Here is a 23,327-nt window from a genome sequence, read left to right on the forward strand (position 1 = left end):
AAACAAAAACAAATAACAATAAAGGAATACCCGCCTATTTAGTCAAATTAAGTAAATGGTTTTTCAATATCCGCATTTTATTACAGGAGAACAACAATATGCGAATCCTTCACACCTCAGACTGGCACCTCGGCCGCATCTTCCACGGCGTGCACCTCACTGATGACCAGTCCTACATACTTGACCAATTCGTCAAACTGGTTGGCGATACCAGACCAGACGTTATCCTGATCGCCGGGGACATCTACGACCGCTCCGTCCCCCCGGCGGAAGCAGTGAAACTGTTGGATGAGACACTCTCAAGCATACTCCTGGACTTCGGTGTCCCCATCGTTATGATCGCAGGCAACCACGACAGCCCGGAGCGGCTGGGGTTCGGCACCCGCCTGCTGGCCCGCCAGGGCCTGCACCTTATCGGACAGCTACAGGGGCTGACGCCGGTTGTGCTCCACGACTCGCACGGACCGGTCTACTTCTGCCCCCTCCCCTATGCCGAACCGGCTGTGGTGAGAGAAATCTTGGCCGACCCTGAAGCGGTCGACCATGAGCGGGCTATGTATTCTCTGGTTAACCGGACAGTTAAAACCCTCCCCCCGGATGCCCGCAAGGTGGCGATAGCCCACGCCTTCGTGGCCGGCGGCGAGGCCAGCGAGTCGGAGCGTCCACTGTCCGTCGGCGGCACGGGGACGGTCGACGCCTCCTGCTTCCAGCCCTTCCACTACACGGCGCTGGGGCACCTGCACCAGTCCCAAAATAACGGTGACAACATTCGCTACGCCGGTTCTTTGATGAAATACTCCTTCTCTGAGTCGGCACATACCAAGTCTGTGACCCTGGCGGAAATGGACGGCACCGGGAAAACCGCCCTGAAGGAAATCTGCCTCACACCCCGCCGCGACGTGCGCTGTTTGGAGGGTTTTATAAAGGATATTCTGACCGGGCCGCAAAACGGGGAAAGCCGGGAAGACTACCTGATGGTCACTTTGCAGGACACCGGAGCTGTACTTGACGCCATCGGCAAGCTCCGCGAGGTTTACCCCAACGTCCTGCATATCGAGCGCCCCCACCTCACTTCGGGCGGAGAGCTGCGCGGGCCAGGCGGGGACCACCGCCGCTTAAGCGAGATCGACCTCTTCTCCTCGTTCTTTGAGCAGGTCACCGGCGCCCCGCTGGATGACGGGCAGGCCGGCGCCTTTACTGAAACAGTGGAGGGACTGTATCGAAAAGAACGGGAGGCGCGGCCATGAAGCCACTAAAGCTCTCGATGAACGCCTTTGGGCCGTATGCCGGTACGCAGACACTGGATTTTACGGAACTTGGGGATCGTACCTTCTTCCTGGTGCACGGTCCCACCGGCTCGGGCAAGACGACCATTTTGGACGCCATCTGCTTTGCCCTCTACGGAGACACCAGCGGGGCGCAGCGGGACGGCAAGCAGATGCGCAGCGACCATGCCGACCCGTCGGTTTCTACCGAAATAACTTTTGACTTTGCCGTCGGTCAAGAGCAATACCGCATCAAGCGCAGTCCCGAACAAGAGCGGCCCAAGAAGCGCGGCGAAGGCTTTACAGTCATGTCCAATAACGCGACCCTGTGGAAACGGACAGGTCTCACTACTGACACTGAGGAAGGTCACGTCCTGGAAAACGGGTGGAGTAAAGTTACTGAGGCGGTGGAAAAGCTTTTAGGGTTTAAGAGCAGCCAGTTCCGCCAGGTGGTGATGCTGCCCCAGGGCGAGTTCCGCCGGCTTTTGAACGCCGACTCGCGGGAACGCCAGGTGATCCTGGAAGCGCTGTTCCGCACAGAACTCTACCGGCGTATTGAGGAGGCGCTGAAAGCGTCCGCCAAAGAGCTCTCTGATAACTTTAAAAAGCTGTCGGAAAGAAAGACCTGGGTGCTGCAGGAAGCAAAAGCGGAAAACGGGGATGCGCTTGAAAAACGGCTCAAGCTGGATACGGACCAACTAAATGAAGCGGCGGCTAAAACTGAACGCAGCGGTAAAAAGCTTAAAGACGTACGGGACAAGCTTGATGAGGGAAACCAGGCCAAAGACAGGCTTGAGGAAAAAAAGCAGGCGGCCGGCGCTTTGGCCGGGCTGGTAGCAAAAGTTGAAATAATTAATGCAAAAAAAGCCTTGCTCTCTCAAGCCCGGCTGGCCTCCAGCCTGGCGGACGCGGAGAAATCCCTGCAAGCCCGGCGACAAGACGCGTCAGGCGCGGCTGCAAACTTCCTGGCCAAAGAAAAGGTCAGAGCTGACGCGCTGGCAACAAAAGAGCTGGCGGAAAAGGAGCTGGCAGCGGAAACAGCAAGAGAACCCGAGCGGGAAGCCGCCGGTCAAACGCTGACCCGGCTGGAGGAACTGACCGGAAAAGTCGCCGCACTGGCTGAGGCCCGCGTGTTGGCTGCGGAAACCGGCAAACTAGCTTCTACAGCAGAAATACAGCTTAAGAAGGCTGAAGCGGCTGTAACCCGGCTCAGAGAGGCCATCGATGAAAAAATTACGGCGCACCTTCAAGCGGTAAACCAGGGAGCAAAGGCAGCTGAGTTGGAAGCGGTCTTCCATAACACTGAGCAGGTATACCAAAAGAGAAAAATTCTCGAAGACAAACGCGGCGAGCTGTCGCTTGTAGAAAAGGACCTGGCGCGGGCGGCCGGCGCCTTGCGGCAGTGCCAGGGCAACTACAGCAAAGCCAGGGACGAAGTTGCCCGTTTGCAGGAAGCCTGGAACAAGGGTCAGGCAGCAATTTTGAGCGGCGCCCTGCAGGACGGCCTCCCCTGCCCGGTATGCGGTTCAACGGACCATCCCTCCCCCGCGCAGAGCAATGTCAGGCTTCCGGGCGAAATGGAAATCAAGGCTAAACAGCAAGCCGCAGCTGAATTTGAAAAACGCCGCGACAAGGCCCAGCTCGAATTAAATGCCATCACCAATAAAAAGGCAGCGATCTCGGGCGGCATCAGGGAGCTTGAGCAGGAACTGGGGGAAAAGGACGGAACGAACCTGCAGACTCTCCTGGAGACAGTCGTTAAAGCCAAAGAAGGTTGGCTGGAGGCAGGCCGGGCGGCGTCAAACGCCTCCGTCTTAAGCGATCAAATTGAGCAGTTGAAACTCCGGCTGGAAAAGGCAAAAGAGCAGTTGGAAACCTTGCAGAGGGATGCAGGAAAGGCGAGTGAGGACTATAAAGCAGCGTTGGCTGTGGTAAAGGAACGGGAGTCCGTCATCCCGGCGAAGCTCTGCGACCAGGCTTCCCTGCAAAAAGCCCAGTTGGAAGCCAGGAGAAAACGTGACCTGCTGCTGGCCGGTTTTGAAGGAGCCCGCAAGGCCGCGGAGGCAGCGGCTCAGTCGCTGGCCAGGGCTGAGACCGCCGTGCAGGAAGCCGCCGGCGCCCTGCAGGCCGCCAAAGAGCGGGCGACCAATGAAGAGCTCGCTTTCAAACAGCGGCTGGAGGAAGCCGGCTTTAAGACCCTGGCGGAATACGAGGCGGCCAGGGTGGGAAAAGCCGCCATGCTGGCGCTGGAAAGGGAACTCGCGAAATATGATGAGGACCTGGCGGCTGCTAAAGACCGCCTGGACCGCTCAGTCCAGGCGGCTGAGGGACTGGTCGAGCCCGACCTGGTTGCTTTAAAACAGGCTGTAAGGGACCTTGAAAAAGAGCGGGACGATCTGTTGACCCTGCGTACAAGGTTGCAGACCCAGGTGGGGCAGGAAAAAGACTGGTTGGAACAGCTGCGTCTGCTGTCAGGCAGTATCAAAGAGTTAGAGAACAGGCATGAGATAATCGGCCGCATCGCAGAGGTTGCCAACGGTAAAAACAAGTACGGTCTGACTTTCCAGCGCTTTGTTCTGGGAGCGCTGCTGGACGACGTGACAGTGGCCGCCACCCAGCGCCTCAAGCTCATGAGCCGGGGCCGCTACCACCTGCAGCGCACCCTGGACCGGGCGCGCAGCAACGCCGCCGGGGGGCTGGACCTGGAGGTGTTCGATACCTACACGGGGACGGCCCGCGGCGTGGCGACGCTATCCGGCGGAGAAACTTTCTTGGCCTCCCTGTCCCTGGCCTTGGGACTGGCCGACGTGGTCCAGTCTTACGCGGGGGGCATCCACCTGGATACTATCTTTGTGGACGAGGGGTTCGGCACACTCGACCCGGAGTCCCTGGACTTTGCCCTGCGGGCTTTGCTTGATTTACAAAAAGGCGGCCGGCTGGTTGGCATCATCTCCCACGTGCCGGAGTTGAAAGAGCGTATTGACGCCAGGCTGGAGGTCGTGCCTACCGAAAAAGGCAGCGTGGCGGGTTTCAGGTTCTCATAGTTTGAGGGAAGTTTCCATGCCGCGAGGCGGCATAGGAGAATATAAAACATGGTGATGTGGGTGCGATTTTAATCGCACACGGCGCGTTAGCGCCGAACTTGTTGGATCTAGTGCAACATTCGTGCGAATGAATTGGCGCCCACATTTTTAAAGGCAACTCAGAACTTATATTTTCAGGGATAGTATATATACGGGGGGATTGACAATGAAAGGCAACAATCCTGTAATCGAGGAATTTAAGACACGGGAGTCTCTTTTGGCCCTGCTGGAGGATATGGCCAAGCGCTGGCTGGCGCATGACGGCCTCTGGTTCCAGGCAGTCGAAAAATCATGCGGGATGGCAGAGGCCATCAGTCTTGACGCGGCTGCCTGGGAGAAGTTTTCTGTGGTTGAGGCTAAACGGATCATGCCGCTTTTGGAGATTGCCCCAAACGGAGGACTGCCGTCATTGAAAAAGGCGCTGGGTTTAAGACTGTATGCTTTCGTCAACAAACAGGAAATCATCGAGGTCAACGAAAAACATTTTATCTTCAGGATGAACGACTGCAGGGTCCAGTCAGCCAGAAAGCGCAAGAACCTGCCGGACTTTCCCTGCAAGTCTGTGGGACTGGTGGAATACGAAAGCTTCGCCAGGACCATCGATCCCCGCATCAAGACCCGCTGCATCGCCTGCCCGCCGGATGACCACCCCAGTGAATACTGTTGCGCCTGGGAGTTCTCTATTTTATAATTGCAGTTCAAAAAAAGAACCGCCTTGCGGCGGTTGCTCAGTCTATTTAAGGACTACATTAAAAACTGGGACAAACTCAACGTATGGATCTCCAATCAAGGCTTTAGCATAGAATTTAAACACCTTTTCGTTTGTCGGTAAAGCAGGGAATCTTACTTCCCCTTGAATTGTTTGGCCGGGGAGAATATCATTTACAAATGAAGAACTGACATCGTTGGGCTTCTCAAAATACAGGCCGGCACAATAAATTTTAGTCTCTGAAACTTTGAATTTTACTTTAGCAACGGAATTGTTCGTTACTCCCAATGTTAAAGTAGTATAGCGATGATCACCGGTATTCACCGACTTCAAGGTTATTGTTACCCCTTTATCAGTGACTGAAATCGGTGGAGTTGTATCTTCCGGGACATTTATTGAATTATCTATGGAAACAGTCTGGGTCGTTTCATCCCAGGCAACGGACGCCCCCAGGGATTCACTTATAAAGCGAAGAGGGACGTAAGTCCTCCCGTCAATCATTATTGGCGGACTGTCAGTGGCGGCTGGTTTGCCGTTTAGCAGCAGATTAACGACAGGAAAGCCGGCATATGTACTTGTACCTGTTGCCAGGGCCCATCCCGCTACGGAAAGAATAAGGATCAAAACGATTATAACAACTTTCGCCAATTTTTTCATAAGAAGCCCTCCCTGTAAATTAATTAAATGGAAGTATTCTTAACCGATTACCGCGAATGATTTACACCCACATCAGGACGTATCCTCTTAGTAACTAACTCTAATTAATTCGAATTTACAATGATATGGCCAGGCCGTGATGGAACAGGTAGATATTTTTTTCTTTGATCTTTCTGCCCAGGATGCTTTCCACCGCGCGGGCATATAGGTCCAGCTGGCCACGGTAGCGCTTAACCGCCTCCTGCAGCTGGCCGGGGGCTATGCGGTCGGTTTTATAGTCCACCAAGAGCCAGCCATCTCCCTCGTCGACCAGGCAGTCCACCACGCCCTGGATGATCACCACTTCACCATCAGACCCGGTCAAATCGGGGTAGAGTTCCTGCGCCGGCAGGGCCAGGGTAAAGGGGAGTTCCCGCAGCACCTCGCGGCCTGCCAGCAGCCTGGCGCCCAGAGAGCCGGCAAAGAAATCGGCTATTTTCTCAGCCGGTACAGCTGCTGCCTGTTCTGCAGTCAGTATTTCCCTTTCCACCATCTTTTCTATACACTGCCTGATTGCTGCTGTGTCCAGCGGTCCCTTTAAATCCAGGCTCTGCATAGCCAGGTGCAGGGCTGTGCCTGCTTCCGCCGCTGACAGGCCGCGCTCTTCCTGCAGGAAAAGCGGCCTCCCCCCGACAGGTGGACGGAAGTCCCGTGCTGAGGAATCCTCACCCTCCTCCGCCTGGTCAAACCTGCGTTTGATTTCTGTCACCGTGGTCTTGGCGGCCCGGCCCAGAAGCCCGGCAGCGGGGTAGGTCCACTCAAGCCTGGCTTTGATAACATCAGCCAGAGGCCCGGGCTCTAGTGGTTCCATGCGGCTGACCCTGGCCAGCCATTCTGGTTCAGGCGTCTTTTCAGCTGCGGCGCCCTCACCGCGACTGGCTAAAAGGATTTTCCAACGGGAGCGATCGCCGGCAACTTCTAACGGCGGCGGGTCCTCACTTATTCCCAGCTTCCTGAGCTCCGCCCCGTCCCGGTGACGGGCCAGGGCCGGCGCCAGCCAGTCCAGGGGCGAATTGACCCCGCCCAGGTAACCGTCCGGCAGTAGCCAGCCCTCCACCCCGGCCGGACCGCACCATTTCCGCGCGCTTTGCGCCAGGTTGCGCACGGAGCCAACCAGCACCAGCTTTTCCCGCGCCCTGGTCATGGCTACGTACAGGATGCGCATCTCTTCCGCCAGAGCCTCCATCCTCAGCCTGTGCTTCAAGGCCAACTTGGCTGCTGTGGGATAGGTTACCCGCGCCACGGCGTCCACCAACTGGGGACCCAGGCCCAGGTCTTTATGAAAGAGCAAGTCCTTGTTGAGATCCTGGAAGTTGAATTTTCTGTTCAGACCGGCCAGAAAAACCACCGGAAACTCCAGGCCTTTGCTCTTATGGATGCTCATAATCCGGACCACGTTTTCTTTCTCACTGAGCGCGCGGGCAGCTCCGAGATCACGGCCGCCCGCACGGATACGCTCGATAAAACGCAGGAACAGGAACAAGCCGCGGAAGGTGGTGGCCTCGTACTGCCGGGCCCGGTGGTGCAGCGCCCTCAGGTTGGCCTGGCGCTGGCTGCCGCCGGGCAGGCCGCCGGCGAAATCGTAATAGCCGGTGTCGCGGTAAACGGACCAGATCAGGTCGGCCAGGGCGCCCTGTCTGGAAGCGGTCCGCCAGCGTTCCAACCTTTCCAAAAACACCACCAGACGTTCAGACAGCTCCCCCCGGCCGGCAAGGGCTGCCGCCACCACGGCGTCGTAGAAATCGCCACGGCGGGCGGCCAGCCTGACTTTGGCCAGGTCAGCCGCTTTCAGGCCAACCATGGGTGAGCGTAACACGCCGGCGAGGAAAACGTCCTGTCGCGGGTTATCGATGATATGTAGAAGGGACAGCACGGTCTCTACCTCGGTGGCCTCGAAATACCCGGTAGCCAGTTCCGCGTAGACCGGGACACCCTTTAGCCGGAACTCTTCCACAAAAGTATTGGCTGCGCCGGAGGTCGCCCGCAGGAGCACAACCACGTCCCGGTAAGCCAGGGGGCGGTAGGCGCCTTTATCCCGGTCATAAATCCGCATGCCCGGCTTCCCGCCGGGTGTGCCGTGCACCAGTTCCCGGATCCTGTCCGCAACCAGCCCGGCCTCCTGCTGCAGGGCGTCCTTCTCCTCCTCCACCTCATGTTCCTGCCCGTTATCTCCAGCTGCCTGGTCATCCCCGGCGTCAGCCGGAACAGGAGCCAGGGGCTCAGAAGAAGCGCCGCTCTCAATAAGGTGCAGTTCCACAAACTCGTACGGCGCCCTACCGTGAGCGGTATCATCAGAAAATGAAGCGCTTTCTTCAGGGTAACCGGCCCCGTAGATTAGTTCGGCGTCCGCGTCGTAGGCCATTTCGCCCACACCCGGGGTCATCAGTTGGCGGAAAACAAAGTTGACCGCGTCCACGATACCCCGCCGGCTGCGGAAGTTCCTGGAAAGGTCGATACGGCGTTCCAGGCCCCCGGCCAGTATTGGGTAGCTCTTGTATTTGCCCAGAAAGAGGCCCGGCTCGGCCAGCCGGAAACGGTAAATGCTCTGCTTGACGTCGCCCACCATGAAGAGATTGGGTTGTTTTTCCCCCTGCCGCGAGACCAGCCTTAAAATGGTCTCCTGCACGTCGTTGATGTCCTGGTACTCGTCGACCAGGACCTCCTCGAACCTTTTCCTGAGCTCCAACGCCGCCTGGGAAGGTACCGGCCCATGTTCGCCCGGCTCGGACAAGACCTGCACGCAGTAATGCTCCAGGTCGTTGAAATCCACCACACCTCGCGCTGCTTTAACCTGCCGGTAGGTTTCTCCGAAATCCTTGACCAGCGCCGCCATTTCCCCCACCAGCGAAGCCACCGTCGCCAGGTCGGCGCACAATTCCGCGGGTGTCCGTGAAAAATACTCCCGTTGCAGCGTGGCTATTTTCTTTTTAGCGCCGTCCCTCAACTTCTTAACCTGCTCCACCAGGTCCTCATCAGCCATTTCCTTGCGGCAGGCGGCCAGCCTGCGGAAGGCGGCCTGCTGGAAGCCCTGGTAGAGGGCAGACCAACTCGACGCCGCGGCACAAGCCTTACTCAATCCTGCAACCACAGCTAAATCCTCCGCCAGGTTGGCCAGGTAAGGCTGAGGGCCGCCCGGACGTCCGGCCAGGCGTAAAGCCTGCTCCAGATCCGCTCGCGCCCCGGCAAGTCCCATCGCAACAGCTTTTTTTAAAATCGCCGCCCAGGGTAATTGGTCAAAGTAGTCTTCACCGGGGCTGGCGGCCTGTGGAACATTGAAGCTCTCCGGCAGCCTTGCCAGCCAGCCCGCGGGGTCAGGGGTGCTGCGGGCGAATTCATAGGCCTGCAGGACCAGTTCCTGTAAAAGCGTATCGTCACGCCTGCCGCCGTAGGAGTCGACCAGCCCGGTAAAAAGCAGGCTCTCCCCCGCCGCATAGCGGCGTTCGAACAGTTCCTCCAAGGCCTCTGTCTGGAGCAGGACTGCCTCTGTGGCGTCGGCCACACGAAAGGCAGGGTCAAGGTCGATCCGGTAAAAATACTGCCGCAGCAGGTCCAGGCAGAATGAATGCATGGTGCTTATAGCTGCCCGTCCCAGCAGGGCGACCTGCCGCTGCAGGTGTTTCGAACCCGGGTAGCGGTTTAATTCCCCCGCCAGCGCCCGGCTGATGCGATCTCTCATTTCCGAAGCGGCGGCGTTGGTGAAGGTCACCACCAGCAGGCGGTCCACATCAACCGGGGAAACCGGGTCCGTGACGCGTCGAATAATCCGCTCTACCAGCACTGAGGTCTTACCCGCTCCGGCCGCAGCCGCCACCAGCAAGTTGCCTCCCCGGCTGGTGATCGCGTCACGCTGCTCTTTAGTCCACTGCTCCATTGTCTCCCCCCCTTGCCTCCCGCGCCAGCTTGCGCCAGATGGTCTCGCGGTCCTCCAGCGGCACGTTTTTGTAGGTATTGCCTTCGATGAGGATATCAAACTGGCAGACCGGTTTGAAGGGGCAGTACCTGCATGACCGGACCGTACCCCGCCTTAGCGGGGCTATGTCCACCACCCCGTCGATAATATCGCTGCCGGCGGAAATAAGCTGAGCCCGCAGGAACGCCCGCAACAGCTCAAACTGCTCCCCGGTCAATACGGCCGAACGGGCGGCAAAGGCGCCGTCCTTTTTGATGCGCACCGGGATGAGGTCCGATTCCGCTCCCAAACCGTCATCCATCAACTTAACCACCCTGGGGTCGGCCAGGACCATACCGGTCATGCGCAGCTCCTGCAGCAGCTTCTTCTCCAGGTCCTCCTCGTGCGGGATGCCTCCGTCCGTCTTGACCAGGGGGTCGTCGATGCGAAAATACAGTACGGCGCCGGGCAAACCATCCGCACCCGCCAGTTTTTGAGCATGCAGCAGGGCTACATCAAGGTAAGCCAGCAGCTGCAGTCTCAAACCGTGGTAGATGTCGGGCAGGTCAATGGTGATCTTGCCTGATTTATAATCGATTACCCGCAAGTAAACGCCGCCCTCCTCCTGTACCGCGTCAATCCGGTCGATACGGCCGGTCAGGAGCATTTCACTGCCGTCCCGCAGGGTGAACGTTACCGCCGGAAGATCCCCATCCGGCCCGAAATATAGTTCCAGACCTACCGGTTGAAACCTGCCCCGCCTGGAGTGCTCGCACAACACCTGGGCCGCCCGCTGTACAATCCGCCTGAGCTTGCCGGTGATGTAGCGGCTGCGGGCGGAGCTGAGCAGGATTTCACTCTGCAGCCTGGGCGCCAGAAGGTCAACCACTTCCCCGGCCATATTTCTACACTGCTCCAGGGTCAATTGTCCCCATTCCATCCCCTGGCCGCTCACCCGGTCACCGAACAGTTTCAGGGCGGCGTGGAAAAACTGGCCTACATCCGGGGCGTCCAGCTTGAATTCGGCTCTCTCCCGCAGTTTCAAACCATGTGATAGAAAGTGGGCAAAGGGGCAGGCGCGGAACTTTTCCACACCGGAAACGCTCGTACGCAGGGGACGCCCGTACAGCAGCCGGCCCAGGCCCGCAGGGAGCCTTCCCTCCCGGTTGCTGTAAAAGAGGCCGGCCAGCACCCTGGCGCAGTCTGCTTTATGACTGCCCCCCGCAAACCAGGAGTAGACATCCCACCACAGCGGGTTAATAGGGATTCCTGACCTGGCCTCCCTGATTCTGGAGGCCAGGTAAGAAAGAGAGCGCTCTTTATTGGTAACAAACTCCAGATCGTTTTGCAGCGAGGGGTCGGGTTCTACCGGCCAGATACGCTCCTCCACACCCGGCAGTAGTTCCCGGACTCTGGCCAGAACCTGGGAAGGCATGATTGCTCCTCCCTCATCGTCCGCCAGCGGGCTGCTCAGGTAAAGGCGCTCCGAGGCGCGGGTCAGCGCGATGTACACCAGGTACTGTTCGTTAAACAACCGCCGTCTCACTCCTGGAGCAAGGTTTAAGCCCAGCAGCCTTAACCTCTCCCTTTCCGCTTCAGTGAGAACACCCTGCTCAGCCAGCCTGGCAGGAAGTACTCCATCGCTCACTCCCATGACGAAGGCGACCTTCACCCCGGGGCTGCGGGAACGTTCCAGGGAGCCCACCATCACCTGATCCAGGGCGGGGGGAATCAACCCCAGACGCATGCTCTCCAGCCCGGCGTCCAGCATAGCGGAATATTCTTTACCATTTATAACCTCGTCGCCCAGCGTTTCCACCACCTGGTCCAGGAGCGCCACCAGGCCGCTCCAGACCTGGGCATGCTCACGGGCCGCAACCAGCAGTCCTTCAGCCTCGGCTCTCTTGCTCCAGCTCTCCAGGCTCAGCGGCACTTCCATTGCTTCCAGAAGGGAATAGAGGGCGGCTGTTTTTTCCCTGGCAGTTTCCGATAAATTGAATGCTTTGGTGAAAGCAGCCAGTTCCACAACAGCCCGTCTCCGGATGCGGTTAATGGCTTCCAGTTCCGCCGCTTCCAACTCCGTAACCTCCTGGTCCTCTTCCAGGGTCAGCCGGCGGCGGTATGTCCAGGGCTTGCCGTCCGTCCAGCGGCTCCCCCGGATGCCGTGGGCCAGCACGTAGTTCTCCAGCAGATCTACTTCCTCCCTGGAGACAGGCGCCAGGTCGGTCTTGAGGAAGCGAAATACGGGATTGTAAGACCAGTCCGTCACGGCTGCTTCCAGCGCTGAGCGAACCAGCTCCACCAGGGGATGGCTCATTACCTGGCGCTTCTGATCGATGAAGAAAGGGATCCCATGATCAGTGAAGATTATGGAAATCAGGTCGGCATAGGCGCCCAGATCACGCAAAATTATGCCTATATCGCGGTAGCGGAAACCCTGGTCACGGCAGAGAGCTGTGATTTCGCGGGCAACACCCTCCACTTCGGCGCCCGGGCCGGCCGCTGCGGCCAGCGTCACTCCTGCCGCGGCTCCTGGCTTAGCAGCGGCAAGCAAATTAAAATAGTGCTTTTCCAGGTAAGCTATGGAAGAACTGAATTGTTGGTGATTGGCCCCATCCAGAATAAGCGGCCTTTCCACGCTTATCTTTTCCTGGACCGCCATTTCCGCCAGCGTCTCGTAGGTTTCACGGATGGGATAAAACAGGTCGGTTTCCTCCGGCTTACCGGCCAGCGACTCGCTCCCAGCGCAAAGAGTAATATTGACCTGCCTGGCCGTGCGGGCCAGGGCGGCCAATACCCTGTATTCCTGCGGGGTAAAACCGGAAAAGCCGTCGACCCAGACGGTGGCCCCCCTGACTGCCTCTGAACGCTCCAGGCGGTCCGCCAGCAGGTTTAAGTAATCGTCCGGGTCGGTAAAACGGTCAGCCAGGGCTTCTTCCAGACTGCTGGAAAGGAGAGACAGGTCCTCCAATTTATCGGCCAGTTGGTCCGTCCCTCCTGCTGCCTGCAGCGAAGAGAGGGCCAGTTCAATTTCAGCCGGACCGATACAATAGGTCTTCATCTCACCCAGGGCGCGGGCGAGGGTATCGGTAAATCCCGGCTGGCTGGCGGAACGACGGAAAGCCTTGAGCTGGCCTTTACGGTGATCCAGCAGGCGTCGCAGCAGCATGCGCTTGCCCAGCTCGCCGATGTGCGCCCGGGCCGCGCCGCCCACTTCCTGCAGCACCCGGTAAGCCAGGCGCCGGAAGCTCAGCGCCTGGGCTCTGATAAAGCCCTGCAGTCCGGGTGTGGAGGCCAGGGAGTACTCTGTTTGAAAGGTGGCCTGCTCGGGGACCAGCAGGATCAACGGGGGGCCGGCCGGCCGCCGCAGGAGTTCTTCCCGTACAGCGTCCAGGCAGGCGCGGGTCTTGCCGGTACCGGCCCGCCCGATAATGAAGCGTATACTCAATTGAATAACCTCCGTGTGAGTCGTGGGCCGTGAGACTTGGGACGTGGGAACATCCTGTATTCCTTCCAGGGCTGATTAGATAGTAGGTAGTAGGTCGTAAGACATATTATTTATATACTGCATTCCTTAAAGGTCTTGTGTGAATGAATTACTAATTAGTGCGTAGGGCGTTACATAGTGTATTTCTCTGGGGTACGGTTCTAAATGAATTCGCCTCTGTATATGGGTACTGTTTACCTAATTCCCGTAAATTCCTCCATTAGGAGGAATGGTGAGCAAACTTCATGCAGTACTTAAAAAAATAAAAAAGAATGATACTAACGATGATCCACGTGAAAGCGGAATAAGTTCTTAGAGGCATTCTTTTTTCAACGAAGATGTAAGATGGGAAGACTGTTACTCCACTTTAAAGGAAAGAATTTCAAAAATTGAAGGCCGGCTATTATCGCTACCTGATCACATCTGCTTAAAGCTTAAATTTTTTCATCCCTTGGTCTTACCCCCAGAATGGTTGCCGGCAGGCAAGGTCGTACCGAACAGACTATTTCATTTTTAAAAAGTGGATGATCTTTTAAAATAAACCAAATATAAATGTTAGTAATTCGCCTATAATACTTACTACAAGTAAAACTAAGCCAAGTATAAATAACATAGCTCCAAATATTTTAGAAATTTTAATTAAACTTTCACCTTGCCCCTCAATAAAAGAACTAGATATAATCAGCAAAATTCCAACACCTGAACTTAATAAATAAATAAGAATTTCTTTCAAAAAATTCACTTGTAAGCTCCTTTCATAAAATCGGTTCAAAATAGCCGCTGTCTACTCTAGGGGGCTCCTTTGTTAGTCTGTCAGTCTGATAGGCTTTTTCAAGATTGCCAAGTTGGTACTCTTTATCTACTAGACTATACCATTTCTTCTTAGATAACGCTACTGATGATATTTTAACCAGAGCAGTGGCTCTCACTTCCGGAATAGCTGATCTAACATGTATACACTGTGAGCGGTCAAAACTTTGGATAAAAAATGGCCTATAATTTTGGATGCTTTTGTCGTACTAAATCCCCACGCACCTACTGCCTAAACCACCGTCATCCAGCCCAAGCCTTGACCGGTATGCAACGGGGAGGATCCCGACCGACAACCGAGAGCTGAGCAGAGTTCAGGTCAGTCGGGTTTTAGCAGTATAGCATACCGGTCAAGGCCGCTTCACTTCGTTGCGCGCCGCTGCCGCGGTTGGTCTTTACGGACTAGGCTACTAAAATTATGTAGACAGGAGAGGAGGCAACCCTCTCTCCCTTCCTCCCGCAAGCTAGGGGTTTTGGCGCTTCCAATATTGTATTTCTGTGCTTTAAGCGATAACTCTCGTCAGTCATATTGAAAAGCTCACTGTTATGGACAAGCCGGTCCACGTCGGGTAACAGAAGTCTGAAAACCAAAGTCAAATTCACCAATGGTTTTATGATAGGGGAAAGCGGCATACTTCATCCTTCTGTCAAGCGACTTGGCATTTCTAGCCACAGCCTCCTGCGTCAATACACGGTGTAAAAAATCAAGACAAAAAAGGTTGTCCTTAACGGCCGGCTCCAGAAAATCATTCAGATGCTCCCGGACGCTGGTCAGATGAAGCTCGCTAATAACCTCTTATACTTGACTGCTCATAGCTTTTCCCCCCCGAGGAGCCGGGTGTGGGCAGTGATACTTCGCTGTTCGGCTTTCACCTTAAGCACTCCCGAACGGTATCCTTGTTTGGCCAGGCAGGATGTTTGAGCTGGCGCTTTCTCTTGGCTTAGGATATATGCTGCTACATCGCGGCAGTCAACTGCATTGTAGAGCTTTCGGGCCAAACAACAGTCAATTGCCTTTTTACGCACCCAGAGGATATTTCTGTGTCAACTTCTCTATTAGGCCAAATTGCTCTCGTACATATCGGCGCTTCTCACAGCGAATGCAAGTCAGAAACTCTGTCGCCTGTGCTGTGGCCCCTAACAAGTTAAATGTTTTTTCGTATAGCTCATTGATCTTTTTCGTGTTGTCACAGAGGTGGTGGTATTTTGGACCAGTGCTCCTTTCTCCCGGCTAACCCGGTGCTGCGCCACAAGTTTATTAGTCTCCAAATCATTATGCTTCAACTTAAGAAATAACACTGTTTGAAGTGGTATTCGGCTAGATAGGCACTATAGGCTTTAAAAAATGCATTACATAACTCCTAATAGGCTTTTTGTGTTACTTCAGAAGGTTAATTCCTTTCTAAGGTTAATCCTTTATCTAAATATAAACTATCTTAACACGAAGGAGGCGGTTAAAGTGTATTAAAATTTATATATCAGAGAGGACAAAGCACAGTTATCGCCGATTAAAAGTATCACATCTATCCAACTAAAATGTGGAATGTCCTAAACAGTTTACTAAAGGGGGTCTCAAATTTGAAAAAATATGTTTTGTTGTTACTCGTTTTAGCATTTTGTGTGACAATGCCTACTGCCGTTTTTGCTGCTTCTGATAACCCATCCCAGGTTATAATCCTTGATGAAAGGTATAATGCTCTACCAGAACATGAAAAGTCGTTTGTCGATAAAATTGTTAAAGCACATGAAAATTCTAAATCGCTAGAAGATTATCAAAAAGAGTTAAACAGCATTGGTATGGAAGTGGAAAAAACCTATGTCAAAGAAATTAAAATTATCAAGGATAGTCAAGGTAAGCAGATCCCAGTTGTAATATCAAATAAGGAATATTCAGGTTTTTATAATCCTGATAAAAACACTGATGACATTATTATTATGGGTGGTACAAAATCCGATCTAACTCTTTCAGCTGTTGTCTCAAGAACACAATCGGGAGATTCTGGTTACATTGATGTAGATTATTACTTTAATTGGAGTAATTGCGAAGAAATAGATGGTAGTGATGACGGTTGGGCAGTTAACTGGCAAACCGATGCAGTTTATGCTGTAGCTAGAGGGCACGATAGTGATTTAACTCGTGTTAAAACCGTAACCGGTGGTATGGGGGTAACTACTGACGATGATAATTCTAGAGGTTGGGCATGGGTTACGTTAAGGCCTCTTGACGGCGGAAGTCCATTTGATGCTCATGGTGAGTTAGTGCAAGAATATTGCCACACTTATGGTTTTAATTGCCCTCCTGTAAGTTTTTCAGTTAGTTCCGGATTTGTTTCTGTGGGTGTTGAAGTAGATCCCTTAAATGAAAGACATTGGGTCGAGGAAGAGGAAGATTTCTTCTAAAAAGTCAAGACCACCCCAAAATCAAAATGGGGTGGCTTGCACGAGCCCTATAAGGGCTTATTATAAGCCAGCGCCTAAATGGCGCTGGCTTAAACTTCGTTCAAGCCATGTGCACTGATTACTTGGCAAGACCCTTAAAAGGGTTCTCAAGCTCTCTTTTCAAACTTTCCAACAGGAACCGGATTCTTTTCCCGTTCAGGTCAATGGAATAACCCCGGCACTTACGCAGGGGGGACACAATCAGCGGATTACTGTTTCCTTTCAATCGGCTCACGAAGTAACCACCATGTTCTTGAACACTCATCATTTTAACAGAAGGCAGAAGGGTGTTGCTTTGCTTAAGCCTTGAATCCCACCCGTACAGCGGGCGGTTTTTTGTTCTCCTGGCTAAAATCATGCCAGGAGAACTTACTCAAGTATAAACTCAACCACAACCTGCTGAAGCAGGTTGGTTGGTAATAGCTGCTAAAGCAGCTTAAAATTCCTCTAGCGTAAAGTTATCTGCTTTTTGGTTTTCCTCTATATCCTGATTCTTTATATACTCCATGATTATTTCGTCAGTGACATTTCCGCTGCTTGCTGCAAAGTATCCTCTTGCCCATAAGTGTTGTCCCCAGAATTGCTTGTTTAGTTCTTTGTATTCCATTAGCAATTTCCTTGAGCTATAACCTTTGATATACTGCACCAGCTTGCTCACAGACAGATGCGGGGGGACTGACACCAACAAGTGTACATGATCTTTTGATACATGACCGGCCAATATCTCAGCTTCGTTGTTTTTGGCCACGAGCCTTATAAGGTCCCTTACTCTTACCGCTATTTTCCCGCCCAACACCGGTTTCCGATATTTTGTTATCCACACCAAGTGTATCTTGATATCAAAGGTTACATGTGATGTCTTTCTGTAGTTCTGCATTTCATCACCTCTAGCTTAAGTATTCCTTTTGCTAGAAGCGATGATTCTACTACTGGGTTAACCTAAAGGCTTCGGCTGGAAGCCGAGGGATTTAACCCCATTATACAGACATTAAGTAAAATAGCACAAAGCAATACTTTGGGCTATTTTACTTTTCAATTAAATACTGGTTATCTTTATAATTGGACCAAGGATTTTAATATAGGTGCATAATGTCTACTTACTAGGACTTCGTCTTTTACTCCATTCAAAATTGCTAAATAAGACTTATCTCCCCAAGGCATTAATTTTTCAAGCTTGTTAATATTTATTATGTAACTTTTATGAACCCGTAAAAAACCAAAATCCGCTAATTTGCTTTCATAATAATTTAATGTTTTTCTTGTAACGTATTTATTTTTTATTGTATTAATGAATGTTTTTTGTACTCCTAAAGCTTTTTCTATATAAGTAATATTGCTAATATCGATGTGTGTTATTGTGCCCTTTGAATTTATAGCCAACTTTTTTACTGTGTTTAAACTTTTTTGTGGTAAATATTTTTTAATTCGCTCTAGGGTAAGGCCTAATCTTTCAGGACCAAAAGGCTTTAGCAAATAATCTACTGAACCGACTTCAAAAGCCTCAATAGCAAATTCATTATAGGCTGTCACAAAAACAATAATTGTGCTATCAACAATATTCTTAGCCAAGTTTATACCCGTAATATCTGGCATTGAGATATCAAGAAACACTACTTCAGGGTTGTGTTCTTTTATTAATTTATAAGCTTCTTTTCCATTACTTGCCTCACCTATAATATTGATATTCTTTTCATGGGTTAATAAATCTTTCAAGTAATTTAATTCGACAGGGTTATCTTCAGCTAGTACCACATTCATGAGAATCCTCCCTAATAAACTTCGACTATCTTTGTATATCTTCTTTATCCTTAGATTTTCACTTTGTGTTCGGACAGCCAAACGCTTGATATCTACATCAATGTGTAATTATGGATGGCGATGTGTAACTTTTACCAGGGCCGCGTGTATTTTGTATCTTATCCAGTGGGATTCCACATCGTCTCCTAGCAGCAAACCTCCCACATCCTCCTGGGCCTTAGCCCTAAATACCTTCGTCATGCCTATCCAAAATGGTCTTCGGATCCTTTCGGTCGTTCTTGGTGGGGCTGTTATCATCCAGTTCCTTGGTTCGTTTGACATGGAAAGAGTTGACTATTGCAAGTTTATGACCCTGGCATACAAGGTGGTCTCCCAATGCGAACCAGTAATGTTCAATGTGCTCAAAACCGGCGATGACTTCTGCTTTTCTTGCTGCTTGCAGATGTCCCGCATCCATCGGTCCAGGTGTTGAAATTTGATTACTGTGTTGTTTCTTGGGCCATTGGAAACACGGGTGAGAAGCTCCCATGTCAAGGGCAGCTGCTCTGATTTTTTAGAATGACCTAAACGATATAGCGAAAAACAAGTTTTCTTAAATAGTTGGAAATAGTACTGATTATTTAATTAATTCTTTCGGAATTTGAGGTTGATAATAACCCACCCAAGAAGTCGGGTAAATGCCTATAAATGCTATTAAACTGGCCAGTGAAACGATCATGCTTAATATAAGCTTCTTCACAGTTTTCACTCCTTTCGTTCTAATTATAAACTTTTATCAACCCATCTTAAAAAAGCATTCCCGAACTTTGTAAGAGTGAATACATGAAAAAGTATTGCGAATCCGGAAGCTAAAGCGATATTTTGTTCGGGTTTCCAATAATAAAACAATAAAATATAAATAATAACCATTAAGCAAGATATAGTTTTTAACAGTTTACGCCGATTCAAACTTATTATAGGTTTTTCCTTAACATCAACAGGAGCAAGTAATATAAATATTATCAATGCTAAAAACAAAGAAAAGTATAGAATCGGCTCAGAGGGTATGGTTCCTGCCATGTACTTCGAGATTACCGCAATCAAACTAAATATTAAAAACGTACTAATTAAGCATCTATAGTATGCAGAACAATGGTAACCACCAGAACAAATCTTTAATAATCCAGCGCTTAAATATGCAGCAGCAAATTGATTTAAAAAACCTGAGATAAGTGGAATTGTTATATAAATTATTAACTTAATAGAAGCACCTATAATTACTTCCAAACCATAAGAGATAATGGATTGTTTGCATCTATTAAGATTTAATTCGTTGCAAATATATTCAGAAAAAAGCAATGACCAAATATGAATCACAAAAACAACCTGCCTACCTTTTAGGTATAGTTATATTAAAAGATTTATTGTGTGTATCGTCATAGAAGACCTGTCCATTATACTTTTGTATTATATCCCTAACTAAAGGCAAACCATAGCCTCTATTAGCGCCTTTAGTTGAAAATCCCTTCTCAAAAATAAAATCTATCGTTTCTATGTTTATCCGGGGACCTGAATCTTTAATAACAAAACAATAATAGTTTTTAGTTTCAAAAATTTCAATTTCAATTTTTTTCTCTTCTTTTGTTATTTCTTTTAATACATCAATAGCATTATCTATTAGATTACCAAATATTGTTGTTATATCAGTTGAAGCCATATTTAAGTTTTCTACACTACTTTTAACATCTATCGTCAAAGTTATTCCATTTTCAAATGCTAAATTTTTTTTATTTTGCAGTAAAAACCTCAAATATATATTTTTTAGATTTAATAATTGACTATTAAATCTAAAATTTATACCTATATCGTTAAGGTATTCCTTGGCGGCCTCATGCTCTTTCCTGAAAACCAAACCGTAAACGACCTGTAAGTGGTTAATAAAATCATGTCTTTCACAACGCATCATACTGATCGTTTCATTTGTGAAATTTTTATATAAGCTAATCTGATTATTTAAAAAATCTCGGTTTAAAAACGCTTTAATTATAAATATGGCAATTATAAAATTCGATAATGCTATTATTGTCAGAAATAAATCCGGCAAATCAATTTGTTTATGATAAAAATTACTCACTCTAGCTGCTAGCAAAATTATAAAAGTTTGTGTTAGAAAAAAAGTAATAATCCTAAAAGCTGCTTTATTTTCGTTTAAATAATTCATCTCACTTATTCACCTTGTTTTTACTATGAGACTTTTAAGCTAATTTTCCTTTTATATATAAATAATGTTATAATAGACCATATTACAAGTTGTGGAAGAGGTAGTATAGTTCGTAAAATTGGGTTTCCCCATATCTTCTCTAAAGTTAATCCAAGTTTAGACTCTAAAAGATGAGTAACTGATATTTCAAGAGCTATTAGAGTACCTAAGCTTAGCATTGTTGCAACAAACGCCTGCCTCATGGTTAATTTAAATAAATATTTAAATAATATAAAGATAATTACAGCCCAAATTATTGTGTGGATGCCAAACATTATAGGCATCATCCTTACAATATAAGAAAAAAGAGCTGATATAATTGTTGCAAGGACTGTTTTCGGCACCCCAGGCTTTTTCCCAATTATCAAAAGACCGAAGGTAAAAATTAAACAGCTCTCTGGTAAGGAATAAAACAAGAAAGATAATATTGGCATACTATCCATATATTAACCCCTCTCCACAATATTTTTCGTTATATTTTATTAATATTCCTGCATGAAATTCTATCACGCCTGTTTATGGGGTTAAGATGCCCTAGTAAAAAAAACAGAATATCTTTACTAGATGTGAAGAAAATATGAAACCGATATGGAATAAGTTTTTTTTAGGAGTGGCAAGCACTGCCAACCTTGACGATTGTTCCTGGCCTCCAACGTCCTGGCCAATGCGTTCTTAGCCTCCTGGACCTTTTTAGCTGCCGTCAACTTCAATGGAGGCCTTTGGCATGATCTTTTATAGCGACTATGTTGGAAAAGATACTATGACGAATTCAGTATAGCAGTGATAGGGGAAGCCAGTATACCAGCAGGACTTACCGGGCAGTATTGACCGCCTATGGTGCAGCATAAGCAACACAGAAAATGTTTTGACAATGCCCGAACTGAGTTATTTTTCGCAACATTGAAGAAAGAACATATCTACAAGTTTAAAACAGAAAACATGCATATGGATACCGTCAAAAGCATGGTGTTCCGGTTTGTGGAAATTTATTACACCCGTAAAAGAATATACACTATCAACGGCGGCTATCCGCCTGTAGAGAAGCGTTCTCGCTATTACAGGAATCGGCTAGCCGAAGCAATATAAACCATAACAACTAAGGCCTTGCTCCTGAAAACCGTCGCAAGACCTCTTCCCATTATGTTTTCAACAATGTTCGTCAAGGGTAAGGTGGAGATTTTCCAGCACAAATCAACTGGAAAATCTCCACCTTACCCTTGACTTCACATAATTACGAGTTTAGGGACTGAACTGAATTTGATAATTCCAGAAACTGGTGTTTCAGATTGACATTTTATACGCCCTACGCCTTACATCCTACGACCAAACTACAGATACTAGTAAGGTAAGGCTTGAGGAAATACGCCATTACGATTCCTCAGGACATTTGATGTCCATCACCTCGCTGCCCGGCAGGGCGGACTGCAGGGGAATGAAGCTGTAACCGGCGGAGGTGGTAAAGTCCAGGTAAAGCACCTGCGGCGTCCTCACCAATTCTCTTTCCAGATTGGTCAGGCGCACCAGGGCGCCGGGGTTTAAGAAAAACTTACCGTCCACAACCTCATGGTAGCCCAGGTGGGCATGAGCGCCCAAGGTAAAGTCCGCCTCAGTAGCGGCAACTTCGGAAATCAGCGTACAGGCGACCTTGTTAGAGAAGGCTTTGGGCAGCAACATTCCGTGTACTACATGTATGGCCAGGTCGCAACCCTTTTTCTTGACCATGTAGTCTTCACTGTTTTTGTGCCGGTCCATACCTCCGTAAAAATGTTGTCCACTCAGCTGGACGACGCAGTTGCCCTTGTCCAGGTAGATTCTTTCGCGGGGTTGGAGAAGTGTAATATTTCTATTTCTGGCCAGGGAGCCCAGTGCGGCTTTTTGCAGGCTGTCCAACTGCTGGTTAACCAGATCATGGTTTCCGGCTACACAGTACAGCGGGCAATCCAGTTCTTTCAAGAACCATTTCAAAAGGTCCCAGGAGCTCTGATCGGGGTGGGGGTGGTCAAAAATATCACCCCCATGGATGACAAAATCAACTTGTAAGTCCCGGCAAAGGCCGGCAACCTCCAAGAGTTTACGGTAAATCGTTTCAAGGAAATTGTCCTTGCGGTTCTCGGGAGTAGTGCTTTTGATGTGAGTGTCGGCGAGATAAATCAGTCGCATCGGTTATCCCCCTATCCACCCTTTTTAGCTAAAAGAAATCGCGGCCTGTATCTGCACGTTTTTCATCGTCCAGCCCCACGGTAGCAAAAAGTTCCTTGAGCTTTTCAAAATCCCCTATACTCATCAGTTCAGTATGAGAATAAAAAATTCTTCCGGCATTGTTGGTTGCTCCCCAGGTAACCTTGACGATACTCTGGTTGACACCTTTCTTTATCTCTGTTTTAACGAAAAGTTTGATGGTCATGTGGGTTTACACCCCGCTACAGCTTTTTCTGATTATTATTATATCAAAGACCGGGAATCAAAGTTTAACTTTTTGACTTATTTGCCGCCCGTTTCATAAAGCTGTCCGCCTTAATGATAAAACGCTCATGCACCCCGGTGGCAACTACTTCAACCTCGTCACGCGCTTCCACTTCAAATACCAGACGCCGGCCGTCCAATTCTGTCAGCCGGGAAACTGCAACGACATTGAGGCCAACCGGAGTAGCGGCCAGGTGCTTTATGTTTACCATCGTCCCCACGGTTGTATTTCCAGCTTCCAGGAATGGAGCTACCGAGTTTTGAGCCGCATTTTCCAACAGGGCGATGAGGGCTGGAGTGGCCAGGACACTCACCGTACCGCTCCCGTACGCTATGGCGGTGTCGCTTTCATCCACTGTCAGCCTTGCTTCGCCCTGAATCCCGACGTTTAATTGACGGTCCATCAAAATACACCTCCAAAATCTATTTATAGTAACGAATTCCAGCCCATAGCCTAAATACCTTCCGGACGCTCAAAAATTACCGGTA

General features: G+C 50.1%; 19 protein-coding genes and 1 pseudogene. 4 read left to right on the top strand and 16 right to left on the bottom strand.

Annotation, left to right across the window (positions count from 1 at the left end; all coding sequences use genetic code 11):
• The first annotated feature begins 98 nt into the window (after positions 1-98).
• From Psch_RS11825 to Psch_RS11835, 3 genes are all read left to right on the top strand, one after another.
• The gene (locus Psch_RS11825; protein ID WP_190240436.1) at positions 99-1,247 is read left to right on the top strand and encodes an exonuclease SbcCD subunit D; all 1,149 of its coding nucleotides are present in this window, start codon (positions 99-101) and stop codon (positions 1,245-1,247) included.
• Positions 1,244-4,309 (top strand): AAA family ATPase, encoded by a 3,066-nt coding sequence (locus Psch_RS11830; protein WP_190240437.1) that lies wholly within the window; start codon positions 1,244-1,246, stop codon positions 4,307-4,309. Before Psch_RS11825 ends, Psch_RS11830 begins: the two co-directional genes overlap by 4 nt.
• 205 nt (positions 4,310-4,514) lie before the next feature.
• Positions 4,515-5,039: a DUF6125 family protein gene (locus Psch_RS11835; RefSeq protein ID WP_190240438.1), complete on the top strand. Its 525-nt coding sequence runs from the start codon at positions 4,515-4,517 to the stop codon at positions 5,037-5,039.
• A gap of 42 nt (positions 5,040-5,081) precedes the next feature.
• Here Psch_RS11835 and Psch_RS11840 read toward each other — a convergent pair whose 3' ends face one another.
• The 5 genes from Psch_RS11840 to Psch_RS21675 form a co-directional block, all read right to left on the bottom strand.
• A complete protein-coding gene (locus Psch_RS11840) occupies positions 5,082-5,714 on the bottom strand; it encodes a copper amine oxidase N-terminal domain-containing protein (protein WP_190240439.1) in 633 nt (210 codons plus the stop codon).
• A gap of 115 nt (positions 5,715-5,829) precedes the next feature.
• Positions 5,830-9,624 carry a helicase-exonuclease AddAB subunit AddA gene (addA, locus tag Psch_RS11845; RefSeq protein WP_190240440.1) on the bottom strand — a complete coding sequence of 1,265 codons (3,795 nt, stop codon included), beginning with the start codon at positions 9,622-9,624 and terminating at the stop codon, positions 5,830-5,832.
• A complete protein-coding gene (addB, locus tag Psch_RS11850; RefSeq protein WP_190240441.1) occupies positions 9,608-13,090 on the bottom strand; it encodes a helicase-exonuclease AddAB subunit AddB in 3,483 nt (1,160 codons plus the stop codon). The genes addA and addB overlap by 17 nt, the downstream gene beginning before the upstream one ends.
• Before the next feature lie 571 nt (positions 13,091-13,661).
• Entirely contained in the window at positions 13,662-13,871 is a 210-nt protein-coding gene (locus Psch_RS11855; protein ID WP_190240442.1) for a hypothetical protein, read from the bottom strand.
• 612 nt (positions 13,872-14,483) lie between these two features.
• The gene (locus Psch_RS21675; protein WP_427910108.1) at positions 14,484-14,729 is read right to left on the bottom strand and encodes an ATP-binding protein; all 246 of its coding nucleotides are present in this window, start codon (positions 14,727-14,729) and stop codon (positions 14,484-14,486) included.
• Positions 14,730-15,517: 788 nt separating this feature from the next.
• On the opposite strand from Psch_RS21675, the gene Psch_RS11860 reads away from it, so the two are divergent.
• Positions 15,518-16,339 (top strand): hypothetical protein, encoded by an 822-nt coding sequence (locus Psch_RS11860; RefSeq protein WP_190240443.1) that lies wholly within the window; start codon positions 15,518-15,520, stop codon positions 16,337-16,339.
• Between the two features lie 148 nt (positions 16,340-16,487).
• Here Psch_RS11860 and Psch_RS11865 read toward each other — a convergent pair.
• From Psch_RS11865 to Psch_RS11915, 11 genes and pseudogenes are all read right to left on the bottom strand, one after another.
• Positions 16,488-16,637 (bottom strand): annotated as a pseudogene (locus Psch_RS11865) (IS4-like element ISArch11 family transposase); the annotation flags it as partial.
• Positions 16,638-16,814: 177 nt separating this feature from the next.
• Entirely contained in the window at positions 16,815-17,255 is a 441-nt protein-coding gene (gene tnpA / locus Psch_RS11870) for an IS200/IS605 family transposase (RefSeq protein ID WP_190240445.1), read from the bottom strand.
• 176 nt (positions 17,256-17,431) lie between these two features.
• Positions 17,432-18,136 (bottom strand): LytR/AlgR family response regulator transcription factor, encoded by a 705-nt coding sequence (locus Psch_RS11875; RefSeq protein ID WP_190240446.1) that lies wholly within the window; start codon positions 18,134-18,136, stop codon positions 17,432-17,434.
• A 223-nt stretch (positions 18,137-18,359) separates the two neighbouring features.
• Entirely contained in the window at positions 18,360-18,593 is a 234-nt protein-coding gene (locus tag Psch_RS21680) for an IS110 family transposase (RefSeq protein WP_427910096.1), read from the bottom strand.
• Positions 18,594-18,752: 159 nt separating this feature from the next.
• Positions 18,753-18,884, bottom strand: a complete 132-nt coding sequence (locus Psch_RS11885; protein WP_345789078.1) for a cyclic lactone autoinducer peptide — start codon at positions 18,882-18,884, stop codon at positions 18,753-18,755.
• Positions 18,885-18,898: 14 nt separating this feature from the next.
• Positions 18,899-19,492 carry an accessory gene regulator ArgB-like protein gene (locus Psch_RS11890; protein ID WP_190240448.1) on the bottom strand — a complete coding sequence of 198 codons (594 nt, stop codon included), beginning with the start codon at positions 19,490-19,492 and terminating at the stop codon, positions 18,899-18,901.
• Between the two features lie 13 nt (positions 19,493-19,505).
• A complete protein-coding gene (locus tag Psch_RS11895) occupies positions 19,506-20,336 on the bottom strand; it encodes a sensor histidine kinase (protein ID WP_190240449.1) in 831 nt (276 codons plus the stop codon).
• Positions 20,337-20,359: 23 nt separating this feature from the next.
• A complete protein-coding gene (locus Psch_RS11900; protein WP_190240450.1) occupies positions 20,360-20,818 on the bottom strand; it encodes a hypothetical protein in 459 nt (152 codons plus the stop codon).
• 925 nt (positions 20,819-21,743) lie between these two features.
• Positions 21,744-22,535 carry a metallophosphoesterase family protein gene (locus Psch_RS11905; RefSeq protein ID WP_190240451.1) on the bottom strand — a complete coding sequence of 264 codons (792 nt, stop codon included), beginning with the start codon at positions 22,533-22,535 and terminating at the stop codon, positions 21,744-21,746.
• Between the two features lie 28 nt (positions 22,536-22,563).
• A complete protein-coding gene (locus Psch_RS11910) occupies positions 22,564-22,779 on the bottom strand; it encodes a hypothetical protein (RefSeq protein WP_190240452.1) in 216 nt (71 codons plus the stop codon).
• 64 nt (positions 22,780-22,843) lie between these two features.
• On the bottom strand, positions 22,844-23,242 hold the full coding sequence (locus Psch_RS11915) for a thioesterase family protein (RefSeq protein WP_190240453.1): 399 nt from the start codon (positions 23,240-23,242) through the stop codon (positions 22,844-22,846).
• Between the last annotated feature and the right edge of the window lie 85 nt (positions 23,243-23,327).

The sequence above is a fragment of the Pelotomaculum schinkii genome, assembly GCF_004369205.1.
GTDB lineage: Bacteria > Bacillota > Desulfotomaculia > Desulfotomaculales > Pelotomaculaceae > Pelotomaculum_C > Pelotomaculum_C schinkii.

Coding starts and splice junctions, on each gene's coding strand:
- Psch_RS11825 (WP_190240436.1), top strand. CDS start 99: ATGCGAATCCTTCACACCTCAGACTGGCACCTCGGCCGCATCTTCCAC.
- Psch_RS11830 (WP_190240437.1), top strand. CDS start 1,244: ATGAAGCCACTAAAGCTCTCGATGAACGCCTTTGGGCCGTATGCCGGT.
- Psch_RS11835 (WP_190240438.1), top strand. CDS start 4,515: ATGAAAGGCAACAATCCTGTAATCGAGGAATTTAAGACACGGGAGTCT.
- Psch_RS11840 (WP_190240439.1), bottom strand. CDS start 5,714: ATGAAAAAATTGGCGAAAGTTGTTATAATCGTTTTGATCCTTATTCTT.
- addA (WP_190240440.1), bottom strand. CDS start 9,624: ATGGAGCAGTGGACTAAAGAGCAGCGTGACGCGATCACCAGCCGGGGA.
- tnpA (WP_190240445.1), bottom strand. CDS start 17,255: ATGCAGAACTACAGAAAGACATCACATGTAACCTTTGATATCAAGATA.
- Psch_RS11875 (WP_190240446.1), bottom strand. CDS start 18,136: ATGAATGTGGTACTAGCTGAAGATAACCCTGTCGAATTAAATTACTTG.
- Psch_RS21680 (WP_427910096.1), bottom strand. CDS start 18,593: ATGGATGCGGGACATCTGCAAGCAGCAAGAAAAGCAGAAGTCATCGCC.
- Psch_RS11895 (WP_190240449.1), bottom strand. CDS start 20,336: ATGAATTATTTAAACGAAAATAAAGCAGCTTTTAGGATTATTACTTTT.
- Psch_RS11900 (WP_190240450.1), bottom strand. CDS start 20,818: ATGGATAGTATGCCAATATTATCTTTCTTGTTTTATTCCTTACCAGAG.
- Psch_RS11905 (WP_190240451.1), bottom strand. CDS start 22,535: ATGCGACTGATTTATCTCGCCGACACTCACATCAAAAGCACTACTCCC.
- Psch_RS11910 (WP_190240452.1), bottom strand. CDS start 22,779: ATGACCATCAAACTTTTCGTTAAAACAGAGATAAAGAAAGGTGTCAAC.
- Psch_RS11915 (WP_190240453.1), bottom strand. CDS start 23,242: ATGGACCGTCAATTAAACGTCGGGATTCAGGGCGAAGCAAGGCTGACA.